Here is a 15,856-nt window from a genome sequence, read left to right as displayed (position 1 = left end):
TCTGCCATGCGCACCACCATCGACGGCGCCGGGCGGCTCGTCGTCCCCGAGGCGCTGCGCGACGCCCTGGGGTTGCGGGCCGGCGACGAGGTCTCCGTCCGGGTCAGGGACGGGCGGCTGGAGATCGAGCCGGCACCGGTGGCCATGCGACTGGAGATCTCCGACGGTGGTGCCCGCGCCGTGCCCGAGGCGGACCTGCCCCCGCTCACCGCCGAGCAGGTGCGCGAGGCGCTCGAGCACACCCGTCGGTGACCGCCGCCGACACGAGCGTCCTGGTCGCCGCCTGCGCGTCCTGGCACGAGTCCCACGCCGTGGCCCGGGAGGTCCTGCCCGACGTCCGGCTGGTGGCGCACTGCCTGGTCGAGACCTGCTCGGTGCCCACCCGGCTCCCCCCGCCGCACCGGGTCCGGCCGGACCTCGCGGCGGAGTTCCTGCAGCACGTCGCCACCGGGACGCCGCTGACCCTCCCGGCCGGGGAGGTCGGCCGCCTGATGCACCTGCTGGCCAGCCAGGGGATCTCCGGCGGCGCGGCCCACGACGCCCTCATCGCCGTGACCGCACGGCACCACGGAGCCGAACTCGTCTCGCTGGACGCCCGGGCGGCAGCGACGTACCGGTCCGTCGGCGCGGCGCACCGGCTGCTCGGCTGAGCCGACCCTGCCGCGTCAGGGCGCCACGTCGTCCGGGGGGTGCGGCCAGTGCGGCACACCGGCGACCTCGCCGTCGCCGAGCGGGGCGGTGAACTCCGGCGCCCGCTTGCCGAGGAAGGCGGCCACGCCCTCGGCGACGTCCGGGCCGGCATAGAGCTCGAGCAGCGCCCGCGTCTCCAGCCGGTGGGCGTCCCACGGCGAGGCCGCGCCGAGCATCGACCACAGCATCTGCCGGGCGGCGGCGACGGCGACCCCCGAGGTGTTGTCGGCGATCTCGCGGGCCAGCGCGTACGCGGTGGGCAGCAGCTCGGCGTCGGGCACCACCCGCGACACCAGCCGCCCGCGCAGCGCCTCGGCGGCGTCGAACACCCGCCCGGTGGCCACCCACTCCACCGCCTGGCTGATGCCGACCACCCGCGGCAGGAACCACGAGGACGCGGCCTCCGGCACGATGCCGCGACGGGTGAAGACGAACCCGAAGCGGGCCGACTCCGCGGCGATCCGCACGTCCATCGGCAGGGTCATCGTCGCGCCGATGCCGACCGCCGGGCCGTTGACCGCGGCGATCACCGGCTTGCGCAGTGCGGCGAAGGGCAGTGCGGCGACGCCGCCCCAGTCCCGCGGGAGGCCGTCGATGCTGCCCCGGCCGGGGGTCCCGCCGTCGGTGGGGACCGGCCGCGCGCGGTCGGCGAAGGAGCCGGACCCCGAGCTCAGGTCGGCGCCGGCGCAGAACGCCCGGCCGGCCCCGGTGACGACGACGACCCGCACCGCGTCGTCGGCGTCGGCGGCCGCCGCGGCCCACGCGAGCTCGGCGGCCATTCCGGGAGTGCAGGCGTTCAGCTTCTCCGGCCGGTGCAGGGTGATCGTGGCGACGCCGTCGGCGACCTCGTACCGCAGCTGCTCGGGGGTCATCCCAGGGCGCCGGCGACGGCGAGCCGGGCGACGGCGTCGAGGTGCTCGGCGGCGTCACCGAGCAGCAGCCGGTCGACCTTGGCGCGGCGCCAGTACAGGTGGGCGTCGTGCTCCCAGGTGAAGCCGATCCCGCCGTGCACCTGCACCACCGTCTCGGCGGCCCGCTCGAACACCTCCGCGGCGTAGGCCTTCGCGGCGGAGGCGGCCAGCGGCAGCTCCGCGGATGCCGAGTCGGCCGCCCAGGCCGCCCACCACACCAGCGAGCGCAGCTGGTCCACGCCCACCCAGGCGTCGACGAGCATGTGCTTGACCGCCTGGTAGGAGCCGATGACCCGCCCGAACGCCTCGCGCTGCTGGGCGTAGTCGACGCCCATGAGCACCGCGCGGTCGGCCGCGCCGAGGTCCTCGGCGGCCATGACCACCGCGCCCACCGCGCGGGCGCGGGCCCACAGCTCGGCGGCGTCCTCGACCAGCACCCGCCGGGAGGTCAGCCGCACCGAGGCCAGGCCGCGGGTGGCGTCCAGCGGCCGGCCGGCCACCGCCTCGCCCTCGCCCACGACGAGCGCGCCGTCGTCGAGGCCGAGGAACAGCGTGGCGTCGGCGGCGTCGACCGACGGCGCGGAGCCAGTGACCGGCCCGTCGAGCACGGCGATCGCGGCCGAGCCGTCGGCGAGCTGCGCGGCGAGGTCGGGCGCGCCCTCCAGCAGCACCGCCGCCCGGGCCGCGGTCACCAGGGACGGCCCGGCCAGCACCGCGCCGCCCTGCTCGGCGACCACGGCCAGGTCGAGCACGCTGCCGCCCGCTCCCCCGGCCGACTCGGGCACGGTGATGCCGAGGAAGCCGATGTCGGCCAGCGCCTTGCGGCCGGGGGCGGGCGCGCCGTCGCCCTCGAGCGCCGCGCGGGCCGCGGACAGCGGCACCGAGCCGGTGTAGAACTCGCGGGCGCCGGCGGCGGCGGCGCGCTGGTCGTCGGAGAGGTCGAAGTTCACCGGCGTCCTCCCGAGAACGGAGCGGTCTTGTCGGTCCGGGGCTCGGGGGGGAGGCCCAGCACCCGCTCGCCGAGGATGTTGCGCAGCACCTGGTCGGTGCCGCCGGCGATGGCGATGCCGGGCACGTAGGCCGCCGCCTTCTGCCAGGTCTCGTCGCCGTCGGCGGTGGCCGCGTAGACCGCGTCGTCGCCGAGCAGCCGGACGCCGGCGTCGGAGACCAGCCGGGCCGCGGCGGTGCCGCCGAGCTTGCCGGCGCTGGCCTCCGGCCCGGGCACGCCGCCCTGCGAGAGCGTGGTGAACCGGCGGTAGCCGGTGTAGCGGGTGGCGAGCGAGGCCACCAGCGCGCGACCCACCGCCTGCCGGGCCAGCAGCTGGCGCTCGGGGTCGAGGGCGGGCAGCCGGTCGCGGGCGTGCGCGGCGAGGGCCTCCGCGGACTGGCCGATGTCGCTGCCGGCGCCGCCGATGGCGACCCGCTCGTTCATCAGCGTCGTCAGCGCCACCCGCCAGCCCTCGCCGGGCTCGCCGAGCCGCTCGGCGTCGGGGATGCGGACGTCGTCGAAGAACACCTCGTTGAACCCGGCGTCCCCGCTCATCTGGCGCAGCGGCCGCACGGTGACGCCGGGGGCGTGCATGTCGACGACGAACATCGTCAGCCCGGCGTGCTTGGGCCTCTCGGGGTCGGTGCGGGTGAGCAGGATGCCGAAGTCGGCGACGTGCGCGAGCGTCGTCCAGACCTTCTGGCCGTTGACCACCCAGTCCTCGCCGTCGCGGACCGCCGAGGTGCGCAGCGCCGCGAGGTCCGAGCCCGACGCCGGCTCGCTGAACAGCTGGCACCACACGTCGTCGGCGCGCAGCAGCCGGGCCAGGTAGCGGGAGCGCTGGTCGTCACTGCCGTGCGCGATGACGGTGGGCCCGCACATGCCGATGCCGATGTGGTTGATCAGCGTGGGCACCCGGGCGCGGGACAGCTCCTGGGCCACGATCGCCTGCTGCACCAGCGTGCCGCCCTGGCCGCCGTACTCCCGCGGCCAGGTGACGCCGACCAGCCCGGCGTCGGCGAGCACCCGCTGGGTGGCGCGCAGTTCGGCCTCCCGCAGCCGCGCGTCGGCCGACTCGCCCGGCCGCACGTGCAGCAGCTCGGCGTCGTGCTCCTGCAGCACGGCGCGCACCTGCGCCCGGTAGGCCGCCTCGTCGGGGGTGTCGTCGAAGTCCACGGGCAGCACCTCTCGTCGTCGGCGGGACCGCCGCAGCGTGACAGCGGTCACCCCGAACGGTCAACGGTGACTGTTGGTGGACGCGTGTCGCGCCTACCCTGCGCCGGGTGACCGCTGCCCGCGCGCGCTCGGCCCGATCGGAGGGCAGCCGGGCGCTGATCCTCGACGCCGCCGTCGCCTGCCTGGTCGAGGACGGCTACGCGGGCGCCTCCACCCTCGCCGTCCAGGCCCGGGCCGGGGTGTCGCGCGGCCGGCTGCTGCACCACTTCCCCTCGCGCGCCGAGCTGCTCGTGGCCGCCGCCGCCCACCTGTCGACGACGCTGCTGGCCGGGGTCGAGCGGCGCGCGGCGGCGCTGATGGCCGACCAGCCGCCCGGGCCCGAGCGGGTCGACCGCGCCATCGACCTGCTGTGGGCGACCTTCCACGAGCCGCCCTTCTGGGCGGCGATGGAGCTGTGGACGGCGGCGCGCACCGACCCGGGGCTGCGCACGGCGCTGCAAGTGGAGGAGCGCCGGCTGCGCGCGGCGATCCGCCGGGTGGCCGACGGGATCTGGGGCCCGGAGGTCGCCGCCGCGCCGCTGTACGCCGAGCTGTGCGAGCTGCTGTTCACCAGCATGCGCGGCGTCGCCTGCGTCTACGCCTTCGCCGACCGCCCGGCGGCCACGGACCCGCACCTGGCGCTGTGGAAGCGACTTGCCACCCGGATGCTCTTCCCCCCGGGCTGACACCGCGTCCGGTCCGGTCAGGGTTGACCGCCGCTTCGGGCGCCCAGCAGCATGACGCGGGTCACACCCCGACCGAGGAGGACCCGTGAGCGCCCCGATCCCCACCCTGCAGGGCCGTGGCATGACGGCGGCCGACCAGCTCGCCCGCTGGGCCCGCCGGACGCCGGACGCCTGGGCGCTGCGCTTCGAGGGCGGCGGGCGCACCTACGCCGAGGTCGACGAGCGGGTCACCCGGCTGGCCCGCGTCCTGGCCGACCGCGGCGTCGGCACGGGCGACCGCGTGGCGGTGCTGGGCCTGAACTCGATGGAGGTGTGGGAGGCCTACCTGGCCGGTGTGCGGCTGGGCGCCGTCGTCGTCCCGGTGAACTTCCGGCTGGTCGCCGACGAGGTCGCCTACGTGCTCGCCGACTCCGGCGCCACCGCGCTCGTCGTCGACGCCGGCCTGGCCGAGGTGGCCGGCAAGGCCCGCGAGCAGGCCCCGGGGCTGCAGACGGTGCTCACCATCGGTGGGGACCTCGAGGAGGCGGTCGCCGCGGCGTCGGCCGGGCCGCTCGACGTCGAGGTCGACGAGGGCTCCCCCGCGTTCATCATGTACACCTCGGGCACGACCGGCCGCCCCAAGGGTGCCGTGCTCACCCACCACAACCTGCTCATGCACGTGTTCAGCCAGGTCACCCACCTCGGCTGGAACCCCGACGACCGGGTGGGCGTGCCGGGTGCGCCGCTGTTCCACATCGCCGGCCTGGCCGGCGGCCTGCCGCCGCTGCTGCTCGGCGGCACCCACGTGATCCTCCGGTCCGGCGGCTTCGACCCGGTGGCCACGCTCGACCTCATCGAGCGGGAGCGCGTGAGCAGCATCTTCCTGGTGCCGGCGATGTGGGCCGCGGTGGTCGCCGTGCCCGGCATCGCCGACCGCGACCTGTCCTCGCTGCGGCGGATCTCCTGGGGCGCGGCCCCGGCGTCGACGACGCTGCTGCGGACGATGATCGACACGTTCCCGCAGGCCGAGGTGGTCACCGCGTTCGGGCAGACCGAGTGCAGCCCGGTGACCTGCTTCCTGCGCGGCGAGGACTCGGTGCGCAAGATCGGCTCGATCGGGACGCCGATGCTCAACGTCGAGGTCCGCGTGGTCGACGAGGCGATGAACGACGTGCCGCGGGGCGAGGTGGGCGAGATCGTCTACCGCAGCCCGATGGTGATGAAGGAGTACTGGAACAGGCCCGAGGCGACGGCGGAGGCCTTCGCCGGCGGCTGGTTCCACTCCGGCGACCTGGTGCGGCAGGACGAGGACGGCTACTACTACGTCGTCGACCGCAAGAAGGACATGATCATCACCGGCGGCGAGAACGTGTACTGCGCCGAGGTGGAGGACGTGCTGGCCGCGCACCCGAAGGTGGCCGAAGTCGCGCTGATCGGCGTCCCGGACGCGCGCTACGGGGAGGCGCCGCTGGCCGTCGTCGCCCCGCGGGACCTGGCCGACCCGCCGACGCCGGAGGAGCTCACCGCGTGGTGCCGGGAGCGGCTGGCCCGCTACAAGAACCCACGGGAGTACTCGATCGTCGATGCGCTGCCGCGCAACCCCAGCGGGAAGGTGCTCAAGACCCGGCTGCGCGAGGAGCACTCGGCCGGCTCCCTGGTCGCCGAACCGGTGGTGTGACCCCGGCCTCCCTGCAGGGGCCCGCCGCGAGCCTGCGAGGGGCGGGGGCAGGGAGGTCCTTTCTCAGACGCTGCAGCCGTCGGGGCCGCAGACCTCGCCGCCGCTGATCACCGGGATGAGCGGGGTGCGCTCGGCCCAGGCCCGCTCGAGCACCTGCAGCAGGTCGTCGGCCGGCTGCGCGCCGTTGACGCCGTACTTCCGGTCGACGACGAAGAACGGGACGCCGCTGATCCCCAGCGCCTGCGCCTCGGCCTCGTCGGCCCGGACCGCGCCCGCGTAGCGCTCGTCCGTCAGCGCCGCGCGCACCTCGTCGGCGTCCAGCCCCGCCTCGGCGGCGAGCCGGACGAGCGTCTCGCGGTCGCCGACCGCCTCGCCCTCGCTGAAGTACGCGGTCAGCAGCCGCTCCTCCACCGCGTCCTGCACCCCGCGCTCGGCGGCCAGGTGGATCACCTGGTGGGCGGCGAAGGTGTTCGCGCGCACCGCGCGGTCGAACCGGAAGTCCAGCCCCTCGGCTGCGGCCTGCTGGGTCATGGAGTCGGTCATCTGCTGCGCGGCCGGGACCGAGGTGCCGTACTTCTCCGCCAGTCGCTCGGCGTACTCGGTGGACGACACCGGCTCGCCGGCGGGGGCCGAGGGCGCACCCGGGTCGAGCTCGAACGCCTTCCACTCCACCTCGACGGCGTCACGGTGCGGGAAGCGGGCCAGGGCGGCCTCGAAGCGGCGCTTGCCGATGTGGCACCAGGGACAGACGACGTCGGACCAGATCTCCACCTTCACGTGCGACGCCAACGCCCCGGTGGCCGCCCGCTCTTCCCGACGGCCACGGCGCCGGGACCACGTCCGGGGCCGGATCGGGAGTCGCGGCGCCGTGGTCGCCGGGGCTCAGGCGGCCGCCTGCTCCTCGTCCAGGAACAGGTCGCGGGAGACGACACCGGTGTCGGGGTTGTCGGTGAACAGCCCGTCGATGCCGGTCTCCCAGAACGTCAGCTGCTCGTCGATGGCCCGGCCGTAGTCGTCGGGCGCCGTGCCCTCCTGCAGCTCCGTGGGCAGGAAGGTGTTCTCGTTGCGGAACGTGTAGGGGTGCACGAGCAGGTCCGCGGCGTGCGCGTCGGCCACGAAGGACGTCGGCTCCCCGAGGGTGCCGTCGGCCTCGCGCGGGATGATCTGCGCCTTCTCCGGACCCACCCCGTCGGCGTACTCCCCGACGCCGGCCAGCCCCGCGGCGGTGGACAGGTCGGCGTAGGTCCGCGGGTCACCGGCAGCCACCAGGTCGGCGGGCGCACCGGTCGCCGAGAGCAGCTGGACCAGCGGCACGTCGACCACCTGGTCGAGCTCGCGCAGGTTCGTCGTCTCGAACGACTGGATGAACACCGGCGAGCGACGCTGGTCCAGCCCCGCCTCGTCGAGCGCGGCCAGCAGCGGCTCCTCCAGCGACAGCCCGATGCCGTCGAAGTACGTCGGGTGCTTGGTCTCGATGTAGACGCCGATCTCGCGGCCCAGCTCGCGGCTGAGCTCCGCGCGCAGCTCGAGCACCTCGTCGAGCGTCGGCACCTGGTAGAGCCCGTCGTAGAGCGTGTTCTCCTCGCGGACGTCGGGCAGCCGCTCGACCGCCCGCAGGGTCCGCAGCTCGGCGAGGGTGAAGTCCTCGGTGAACCAGCCGGTCAGCTCGACGCCGTCGATCGTCTTCGTCGTCCGCCGGTCGGCGAACTCGGGGTGCTCGGCGACGTCGGTCGTCCCGGAGATCTCGTTCTCGTGGCGGGTGACCAGCACGCCGTCGGAGGTGCTCACCACGTCGGGCTCGATGTAGTCCGCGCCCATCCGGGCGGCCAGCTCGTAGGAGGCCAGCGTGTGCTCGGGCCGGTACCCCGACGCGCCCCGGTGGCCGATGACCAGCAGCTCGCCGGCGCCGGTCTCGTCGTCCACCTCCGGCGGTGGGGCGGCCGTGGCCGGGCCGGTCAGGAACAGCGGGACGGCGAGGACCGCGGCGCTCAGCACGGCGGTCCGGCGGTGGGCACGGGACATGGGTGCACTCCCCCGGGCTCGGACGGCGACCGTCGCCGCCGGCCCGGCGACCATCCCAGCCCGGCGGCGCGGACGCGAGCGGGACCGTCGCGCCCTGAAGGCCGCGGCCACCGGCGTGTCCGGGGGCCGGCGACGGGGGTGCCGCGCCGGTCGCTCACCCGGTCCACCTGCTCGACAGTGGCCTGTGAGCTGAGCCACGCTGTCCGGGACCGTTCCGGACGGAAGGACGCGCATGACCGCCACGCAGCCCGCACCCACCCCCACGGAGGGCCCGGCCGCCGCCAGCTGGCCGCCCGGGCTGCCGCGCTCGCTGGAGTACCCCCTGGTCCCGGTGGGGTCGATCCTGCGCGCGGCGGTGCGCCGCTGGGGAATGCGGACGGCGTTCGTCGACCACGACGTCGAGCTGACCTTCACCGAGCTCGGGCAGCGCGCGGCCGCCGTCGCCAACTGGCTGGCCGAGCACGGCGTCGGCCGCGGCGACGTCGTCGCGGTGCACATCCCCAACTGCCGCCAGTACCCGGCGGTCTACTACGGCGTGGTGATGGCCGGCGCCGTCTTCTCCCCCACCAACCCGCTGCTGCCCGCGGCCGACCTCGCCGCCCAGCTCACCGACGCCGGCGCGACGGTGCTCGTCACCTGGGACCAGGCCCTGCCGCTCGTCCGGACCGCGCTGGCGGCCAGCCCGGTGCGGACCGTCGTCGTCACCGGGGAGGCACACACCCTCGACTTCGCGTCCCGGCTCGAGGGCCTGGAGAGCAGCGACGTCGACCTCGCCGACCTGCTCGCCGCCGACCCGACCGACCGGCACCTCGACGCCGCCGTCGACCCCGCCGCCGACCTCGCGCACCTGGCCTACACCGGCGGCACCACCGGGGTGAGCAAGGGCGTGGAGCTGCCGCACCGCGCCGTCGTCACCAACGTGCTGCAGTCGGCGTGCTGGACGTCGGGCTCGCTGCCCGAGCTCGACGAGGCCGGCGACGTCACCGTCCGCCAGGTCCTCGGCGAGGACGAGTACCCCGTCCGCCTGGGCCAGGGCAGGCTGATCAACCTGACGCCGTGGTTCCACGCCATGGGCGCGATCGGCTACCTCAACGGCATGGTCATGGGCGGCACGACGACCGTCGTCCACATGCGGTTCGACCCGGTGACGTACGTGGCGGACGCCGTCCGCCACCGGGTGACCTCGATCGGCGGCGCGCCGCCGGTGTTCGTGGCGCTGCTGCAGGTGCCCGGCATCGAGGACGCCGACCTCTCCTCCGTGCGCGGGGTGTCCAGCGGCGCCGCGCCCCTGCCGGTGCCCCTGATCGAGCGGCTGCAGGCGCTGCTGCCCGGCGCGGTCATCGGCGAGGGCTACGGGCTGACCGAGGTCACCATGCAGGCCACCGGCAACCCCTCGTTCCGCTCGGGCACCCGCAAGGCCGGCACGGTGGGCGTGCCGGTGTTCGACACCGAGATCAGCATCCGCCCGCTCGGCGGCGGCGACCCGCTGCCCGTGGGCGAGCGCGGCGAGGTGTGCATCCGCGGGCCCCAGGTCATGCGCGGCTACGCGCACCGGCCCGAGGCCACGGCGGAGAGCATCGACGCCGACGGCTGGTTCCACACCGGCGACGTCGGCACCCTCGACGAGGACGGCTACCTGGCGATCGTCGACCGCACCAAGGACATGCTGCTCTACAAGGGCTACAACGTCTTCCCGCGCGAGCTCGAGGAGGTCCTCTTCGGCGTGCCCGGCGTGGCCGGCGCGGCGGTCGTCGGCCGGCCCGACGAGAGCGCCGGGGAGCTGCCGGTGGCCTACGTCGTCCGCAGGGCCGACGACGCCGGGACGGCGCTGACCGCCGAGTCGGTCATGGCCGCGGTCAACGACCGGGTGACGCACTACAAGCGGCTGCGCGACGTCGTCTTCATCGACGCCATCCCGGTGTCGGCGGCCGGCAAGGTGCTCAAGCGGGAGCTGGCCGCCCGCGAGCGGGCGGCCGCCGGCGCCTGACCCGATCGGGGGCGGTGGGCACCGGCCTGCCGGTGCCCACCGCCCCCGGTCGCTAGGGTCCGCGGGGTGAGCGGCGGACACACGGCGGAGGACCCGCACACCGGGGTGCAGATCGCCCACGAGGAACAGTCGCCGGTCCGCCAGGTCTGGCAGCGGGTCGTGCTCGCGGCGTTCCTCCTGGCGCTGACGGTCTTCATCGTCTGGCTCGACCGCGACTCCTACCGCGACGGCGACGAGGTCGGCATCACGCTGCTCGACGCCGTCTACTACTCCACGGTCACGCTCTCGACCACCGGGTACGGCGACATCACGCCGGTCACCGAGTCGGCCCGGCTGGTGAACATCCTGTTCATCACGCCCCTGCGCATCATGTTCCTGATCGTGCTCATCGGGACCACGCTCGAGGCGCTGACCGCGCGCTCGCGCGAGGAGTTCCGCATCCGACGCTGGAGGTCCCGCGTGCGCCAGCACGTCATCGTGTGCGGCTACGGCACCAAGGGGCGCAGCGCCGTCCGGTCGCTGCGGGCCACCGGCACCCCGCTGGAGAGCATCGTCATCGTCGACGCCGAGCAGCGGGCGATCGACGAGGCGAACTCGATCGGCCTCACCGGCATCGTGGGCGACGCCGGGCGCACCGACGTGCTGCGCCGGGCCTCGGTCGAGCGGGCGCGCGCGGTGATCGTGGCCGCCAACCGCGACGACGCCGCCGTGCTCATCACCCTCACCGTCCGCCAGCTCAACCCCAGCGTGCCGATCACCACCAGCGTCCGCGAGGAGGAGAACGCCAGCCTGCTGCGGCAGTCCGGCGCCGACACCGTCATCACCACGTCGGCGACGTCAGGGCGGCTGCTGGGCCTGTCCACCGACAGCCCGCGGGTGGTGTCCGTCGTCGAGGACCTGCTCACCGGCGGCCAGGGGCTCGACCTCTCCCAGCGCACCGTGACCTCCGGCGAGGTGGGGCTGGGCCCGCGCGACCTGCGCGACGTCGTCCTGTCGGTGACCCGGGGCGGGCGCACGCTGCGGTTCGACGACCCGCTGATCGGCACGCTGCAGAGCGAGGACGTGCTGGTGGTCGTGCGCTCGCACGGCCCCTGAGCCGCCGGGGCCGTGCGGCCGCCGCGCCTCGCGGCAGCGGTCAGACCATCAGCTCGAGTTCGGCCAGGGTGTCGGCCAGCCGGCCGTCCTGGAGCACGAGGTCGACGGCGGTGGTGTGCCAGCCGGCCACCAGGAGCAGCGGCCAGGGCTGCTCGTCGTCGGCCGAGGCGGTCGCCGCGACCAGGCCGGCCTGCGCCACGGCGCGGCACGCGATGGGGTTCATGGGTCTCTCCTGTCGTCCGTGCACGGGGGATCGGCACGGACGGCGCGGACCTGGAGCGCTGCGCCGGACCCCACCCCTCGGGAGGAGGAGGCGCGGCGGCGGTACCAGGACAGCGGCCAGTCGTCCTCGTCGGCGGCGACGACGAGCCGGGTGACGCCCTCGGCCACGAGCACCCGGCGGAGGGCCTCGAAGAGCGCATCACCGTTCCCGCGCCCGCGGGAGCCGGGGAGGACGTCGACCTCCTGCAACCGCGCCGTGCCCGGATCCCCGGGCAGCCGGAACGCCCCCGCCGCCGCGACCAGGTGCCCGCTGCCCGGCGCGAGCCACAGCCCCAGTGCGGCAACCCGCTCGCGGGTCCGGGCCACCAGCGCCCGGGCGGCGGGCTCGTCCGGGCCGAACGCCGCCTCGACGGCGACCCGCGCGTCGGCGTAACGCGCCCAGTCCGCGTCGGTGGCGCGAGGTCCAGGGCCCGGCCGGCCAGCGGCGCGGCGGCGTCCCGCACGAGCAGCACCCGGGCCGCACCGGGTGCCTCGCCGTCGGCCAGCACGGGCACGCCTGGCCGCAGCAGCCGCTCGGAGGCGACCGCGACGTCGGCCGGGCTCAGCGGCGGCCGCGCCAGGCCGGCGCCCGGGCTCAGCGGCGGCCACGCCACGCCGGCGCCAGGGACCGGGTCGTCAGCCCCGTGCCGCCCGGACGGCCTCGACCAGCGGGGTCACCGGGCGGCCGAGCAGGGCGGCGAGGTCGGCGTCCCCGGTGTCGAGCTCGCCGCGGGCGATGGAGGTGTCGATGGCGGCGACGAACCCGGCGGTGCCGGCGTCGAGGCCGGCCGCCTGCAGGGCGGCGACGAGCTGCTCGGCCGGCACGTCGCGGTAGCGGACGGTCGTGCCGGTGACCTCGCTGACGGCAGCGGCGAGGTCGGCGAGCGTGACTCCGGGACCGCCGAGCTCGCGGACGACCGTGCCCTCGTCGTCGGCGAGGAGGGCGGCGGCGGCCGCGACGGCGTAGTCGGCGCGCGGCGCGATCGACACCCGCCCCTCCCCCGCGGCGCCCAGGATCTCGCCGGTGGCCAGGTAGGTGTCGAGCTGGGACGTGTAGTTCTCGACGTACCAGCTGTTGCGGAGCACGGTGGCCGGGACGCCGGCCCCGCGCAGCGCCTCCTCGGTGCCGCGGTGCTCCTCGGCCAGCGGGTTGGTCGAGGTGTCGGCGTGGGCGATGCTCGTGTAGACGATCCGCTGCACGCCGGCCACGGCCGCCGCCTCGATCACCGCCCGGTGCTGGGCCACCCGCTGTCCGGGCTCGCTGCCGGAGATCAGCAGCAGCCGGTCGACGCCGGCCAGGGCCGGGGGCAGGGTCTCGGGACGGGAGTAGTCGCCCTCGCGGACCTGCACGCCGCGGGCCGCCAGACCGTCGGCGGCCTCGGGACGGCGGGCGACGGCGACGACGTCGCCCGCGGCGACCCCGCGCTCGAGCAGCTCCTCGACGGCGCGGCGGCCGAGGTGTCCGGTGGCGCCGGTGACGGCGTAGGTGGTCATGCGGGGGCTCCTCGGTCGGGCGGACGCTGGCGCCGGGCACCAACCGGGACGCCCGTGGAGTCATTCCGGCGGCGCCCGGACGGGTCGGCGGGCAGGCGGCTCCCGGCGGGAGTCGCCTGCCCGCGGGTCAGACGCGGGCGTCGAGGAGCTCGCCGAGGTTGCGGTCGACCTCGGCCAGGTAGGTCTGCTCGAAGCCGAAGAGCCCGAAGTGGCCGGCGATGCTCGGCAGCACCCGCAGTTCGCTGCCCGGGACGAGCGCCTGCTCGGCCGCGCAGTCGCGGACGGGGAAGAACATGTCCTCGTCGATCGGCATGACGAAGGTCTTGGCGGTGATGCGGCCCAGCGCCGCGGCGAGGTCACCGCCGGTGTGCCGGGCGACGTCGCCGTGCTGCCACTTCCAGCCCATGACCAGCAGCGCGTTGGGGTCCATGGCGCAGAACGTGGCCTGCACGAACCGCTCCTGGAACTCCTCGAACGTCGACCAGGTGACGTCGGGCAGCTCCACGCCGCGCCAGAACTCCGTCTTCCAGAACTCCGTCGACAGGCCCACGACCGCCCAGATGTCGGCGTGCCGGCGCAGCCCGTCGGCGACCTCGGTGTGCGATCGGTACTCGCCGCCGTTCCACCCGGGGTCCGACGTGACCGCGTCCATGAGCGTCTGGGTGTACAGGAAGTCGTGCGGGGTGTTCTGCGCGGTGCCGGCGATCGGGGCGGCGCGCAGCACCTGGTCGGGGTAGCGGACCGCCCACTCGTAGGTCTGCTGCGCTCCCATCGACCCGCCGACGACGAGCGCCCAGCGCTCGATGCCGAACAGCTCCGCGGCCAGCTGCTGCTGCGCGCGGACGTCGTCGCCGATGCGGACGTGCGGGAAGCGCGACATGCCGATCCCGTCATCGGTGTTGTGCGGCGAGGTCGACAGCCTGCTGCCGATCTGGTTGACCACGACGATGAACCAGCGCGTCGGGTCCAGCGCCCGGCCGGGGCCGATGTAGACCTGCTCCCAGGTGGCGTGCGTGCCGCTGAACCAGGTGGGGATGAGGACCGCGTTGTCCTTGGCCTCGTTCAGCTCGCCGTAGGTGGCGTAGGCCAGCCGCAGGTCGGGGATCCGCCCGCCCTCCTCGAGGTCGAACCCGCCCAGGGAGTGCAGCTGGTAGGCGCCCTGCACCTCGGGCGTGTAGAAGGCGTTCTCGATCACGGCGGCTCCCTCTCCTCGGGCGGGGTGACGGCCGTCACTCTGACGGACCGGCACGCACCCGGCCAGCTCAGCGGGACCTCCGGCAGGCGCCGCCGGACCGGCACCCCGACCGCTCGCACCACGCCGCACGCACGGGAGGTGACGGGCGCAGGAGCACGACCGGGGCGGTACGCGGCGGTGGCCGGGGTAGGACCGGGTTCCGGACCCGACCGAGGCAGGTGTGCAGCGGAGCAACGACAGAGCGCCGTCGACCACCCCCGCAGCGACGACACGAAGGGGCGCGACCGGCACGACGGGGACTCCACCGACGCGGTGAGCGAACTGGTGGGCACGCAGGACGCACAGGACGCGCAGGGGCAGGGCGCGGCCCCCGACGCGCCGGGCGGCTCGGTCCCGGCCACCCCGCCCGTCGGCGGCTGACCGCACGGGCCACCGGCGGCCCCGCGCGGACGGCGTCCGCGCGGGGCTCCCCCGCACCCGGTGGGCGCCAGGTGCCCGGCGGGGCTAGCGTCTGCCTCCCGTACCGACGACCTCGACCGTCGCGCGCTGCTGCGGCGGCCAGCGGAGAGGCAGGAACGACGATGTTCACCGTCACCTTCGTGCTCAACGAGAAGCCCGGCATGGACCGCGCGGAGGCGCTGCGCTACTGGCGCGAGACGCACGGCCCGATCGCCGCGAAGGTGCCGGGTGTGCGCCGCTACGTGCAGCAGCACGCCGTGGCCGCGCCCGAGGGCGAGCCGCCGTTCCTCGGGGTGGCCAGCATGTACTTCGACGACCAGGAGGCCTTCGCCGCCGCGGGGACCTCCGCGGAGTTCGCCGCCGCCATCGAGGACGTCGACAACTTCGCCGACCCGCAGCTGACGACGGCCTTCACCGAGGACGTCGTGGTCGTCGGCTGACCGCCGGTACCGCGGACGCACGAGAGCCCGGGAGGACGACGTCCTCCCGGGCTCTCGTCGGGGTGGGGTCGTCGCGCCTGGTCGGTGGCCACGTCGGAGCCGACGTGGCCACCGACGGCGTCGGCCGCTGCACCCGCGGACCCATGTCCCGAGGTCTGCTCGGCTCGACCTGCGTGCGCCCCTCCCCGAGGGACACGGACGCAGCGGCCTCCCGCCCACTGCGGCTCCCGGTCCGAACTGCGGTGACGTCCCGGTGACGGTTCCCGCGGCAACATCGCGGGGCGCGGCGCCACGGATCGGTCGGATGGCAGAGGGGGCGGTGATGACCTACGACGCCGGCCCTGGCCCCTCCGGGGACGTCCGGTGGGGCGACCTCGTCCCGGTGCGGGTGGGCGGACTGTGGCTGCAGCTGCCCGCCGCGCTCGTCCCGGGGGGCGGTAGGGCGTTCGACGGGCCGGCGGCGGTGTTCGAGGGTCCCGGTGTGACCGTCGTGGTCGACGTGGGCCCGTTCGCGGACCGGCTCGACGGGCACGCGGGCAAGCCGGCCTTCCACGAGGCGCTGGTCGACGTGGCCGGCGCACGCGGGCGCCGCGTCACCTTCCGCACCCCGGACGCCGGGACCTCCACGAGCGCACTGCACGTGGACGCCCCCCGTCCCTTCACCGTCGCCGTCATCACCGAGCCGTCGGTGCCCGATGCCGTCGCCGCAGGAGTCCTGGCGAGCGTGCAGCTCGCCTGACCGACCGAGAGGAGTCC

Annotated in this window: 17 protein-coding genes; 8 read left to right on the top strand and 9 right to left on the bottom strand. The window is 75.4% G+C overall.

The window, feature by feature from the left end:
* Positions 1–6: 6 nt before the first annotated feature.
* Together ACU616_RS14125 and ACU616_RS14120 are read left to right on the top strand one after the other, a co-directional pair.
* Positions 7–252, top strand: coding sequence for an AbrB/MazE/SpoVT family DNA-binding domain-containing protein (locus tag ACU616_RS14125; protein ID WP_446759084.1), 246 nt, complete (start codon positions 7–9; stop codon positions 250–252).
* On the top strand, positions 249–650 hold the full coding sequence (locus ACU616_RS14120) for a PIN domain-containing protein (RefSeq protein WP_446759083.1): 402 nt from the start codon (positions 249–251) through the stop codon (positions 648–650). Before ACU616_RS14125 ends, ACU616_RS14120 begins: the two co-directional genes overlap by 4 nt.
* A 15-nt stretch (positions 651–665) precedes the next feature.
* On the opposite strand, the gene ACU616_RS14115 is transcribed toward ACU616_RS14120, so the two are convergent.
* Genes ACU616_RS14115 through ACU616_RS14105 form a run of 3 tightly spaced genes read right to left on the bottom strand, consistent with a single transcriptional unit; the run spans position 666 to position 3,765 of the window.
* Positions 666–1,562, bottom strand: coding sequence for an enoyl-CoA hydratase-related protein (locus ACU616_RS14115; protein WP_446759082.1), 897 nt, complete (start codon positions 1,560–1,562; stop codon positions 666–668).
* Positions 1,559–2,551 carry an acyl-CoA dehydrogenase family protein gene (locus ACU616_RS14110; RefSeq protein ID WP_446759081.1) on the bottom strand — a complete coding sequence of 331 codons (993 nt, stop codon included), beginning with the start codon at positions 2,549–2,551 and terminating at the stop codon, positions 1,559–1,561. The genes ACU616_RS14115 and ACU616_RS14110 overlap by 4 nt, the downstream gene beginning before the upstream one ends.
* Positions 2,548–3,765: an acyl-CoA dehydrogenase family protein gene (locus tag ACU616_RS14105; RefSeq protein ID WP_446759080.1), complete on the bottom strand. Its 1,218-nt coding sequence runs from the start codon at positions 3,763–3,765 to the stop codon at positions 2,548–2,550. The genes ACU616_RS14110 and ACU616_RS14105 overlap by 4 nt, the downstream gene beginning before the upstream one ends.
* A gap of 107 nt (positions 3,766–3,872) precedes the next feature.
* On the opposite strand from ACU616_RS14105, the gene ACU616_RS14100 reads away from it, so the two are divergent.
* Together ACU616_RS14100 and ACU616_RS14095 are read left to right on the top strand one after the other, a co-directional pair.
* Complete coding sequence (locus ACU616_RS14100; protein ID WP_446759079.1) at positions 3,873–4,490, top strand: TetR/AcrR family transcriptional regulator; 618 nt, start codon at positions 3,873–3,875, stop codon at positions 4,488–4,490.
* An 85-nt stretch (positions 4,491–4,575) separates the two neighbouring features.
* Positions 4,576–6,147, top strand: a complete 1,572-nt coding sequence (locus ACU616_RS14095; protein ID WP_446759078.1) for a long-chain-fatty-acid--CoA ligase — start codon at positions 4,576–4,578, stop codon at positions 6,145–6,147.
* A gap of 63 nt (positions 6,148–6,210) precedes the next feature.
* Here the strand turns inward: ACU616_RS14095 and ACU616_RS14090 are convergent, their stop codons facing one another.
* Both ACU616_RS14090 and ACU616_RS14085 read right to left on the bottom strand, forming a co-directional pair.
* Positions 6,211–6,924: a DsbA family oxidoreductase gene (locus tag ACU616_RS14090; protein WP_446759077.1), complete on the bottom strand. Its 714-nt coding sequence runs from the start codon at positions 6,922–6,924 to the stop codon at positions 6,211–6,213.
* A 105-nt stretch (positions 6,925–7,029) separates the two neighbouring features.
* Positions 7,030–8,169, bottom strand: a complete 1,140-nt coding sequence (locus ACU616_RS14085; RefSeq protein ID WP_446759076.1) for a glycerophosphodiester phosphodiesterase — start codon at positions 8,167–8,169, stop codon at positions 7,030–7,032.
* 232 nt (positions 8,170–8,401) lie between these two features.
* Between ACU616_RS14085 and ACU616_RS14080 the strand changes: the two genes are divergently transcribed.
* Together ACU616_RS14080 and ACU616_RS14075 are read left to right on the top strand one after the other, a co-directional pair.
* On the top strand, positions 8,402–10,156 hold the full coding sequence (locus ACU616_RS14080; protein ID WP_446759075.1) for a class I adenylate-forming enzyme family protein: 1,755 nt from the start codon (positions 8,402–8,404) through the stop codon (positions 10,154–10,156).
* A 66-nt stretch (positions 10,157–10,222) separates the two neighbouring features.
* Positions 10,223–11,251: a potassium channel family protein gene (locus ACU616_RS14075; protein WP_446759074.1), complete on the top strand. Its 1,029-nt coding sequence runs from the start codon at positions 10,223–10,225 to the stop codon at positions 11,249–11,251.
* 40 nt (positions 11,252–11,291) lie between these two features.
* Here ACU616_RS14075 and ACU616_RS14070 read toward each other — a convergent pair whose 3' ends face one another.
* The 4 genes from ACU616_RS14070 to ACU616_RS14055 form a co-directional block, all read right to left on the bottom strand.
* Complete coding sequence (locus tag ACU616_RS14070) at positions 11,292–11,474, bottom strand: hypothetical protein (protein ID WP_446759073.1); 183 nt, start codon at positions 11,472–11,474, stop codon at positions 11,292–11,294.
* Positions 11,471–11,839, bottom strand: a complete 369-nt coding sequence (locus ACU616_RS14065; RefSeq protein WP_446759072.1) for a GNAT family N-acetyltransferase — start codon at positions 11,837–11,839, stop codon at positions 11,471–11,473. The genes ACU616_RS14070 and ACU616_RS14065 overlap by 4 nt, the downstream gene beginning before the upstream one ends.
* A gap of 309 nt (positions 11,840–12,148) precedes the next feature.
* Positions 12,149–13,006: an NAD(P)H-binding protein gene (locus ACU616_RS14060; protein ID WP_446759071.1), complete on the bottom strand. Its 858-nt coding sequence runs from the start codon at positions 13,004–13,006 to the stop codon at positions 12,149–12,151.
* A gap of 127 nt (positions 13,007–13,133) precedes the next feature.
* Positions 13,134–14,201, bottom strand: coding sequence for an alpha/beta fold hydrolase (locus tag ACU616_RS14055; RefSeq protein WP_446759070.1), 1,068 nt, complete (start codon positions 14,199–14,201; stop codon positions 13,134–13,136).
* Between the two features lie 581 nt (positions 14,202–14,782).
* Between ACU616_RS14055 and ACU616_RS14050 the strand changes: the two genes are divergently transcribed.
* Positions 14,783–15,100 (top strand): EthD family reductase, encoded by a 318-nt coding sequence (locus ACU616_RS14050; protein WP_446759069.1) that lies wholly within the window; start codon positions 14,783–14,785, stop codon positions 15,098–15,100.
* A gap of 304 nt (positions 15,101–15,404) precedes the next feature.
* Positions 15,405–15,839 (top strand): hypothetical protein, encoded by a 435-nt coding sequence (locus ACU616_RS14045; protein WP_446759068.1) that lies wholly within the window; start codon positions 15,405–15,407, stop codon positions 15,837–15,839.
* The last annotated feature ends 17 nt before the right edge of the window (positions 15,840–15,856 follow it).

This window comes from Geodermatophilus sp. URMC 62 (assembly GCF_052931475.1).
Note: the sequence above shows the minus strand (reverse complement) of the source record. Positions and strands in the feature narration are given on the sequence as shown.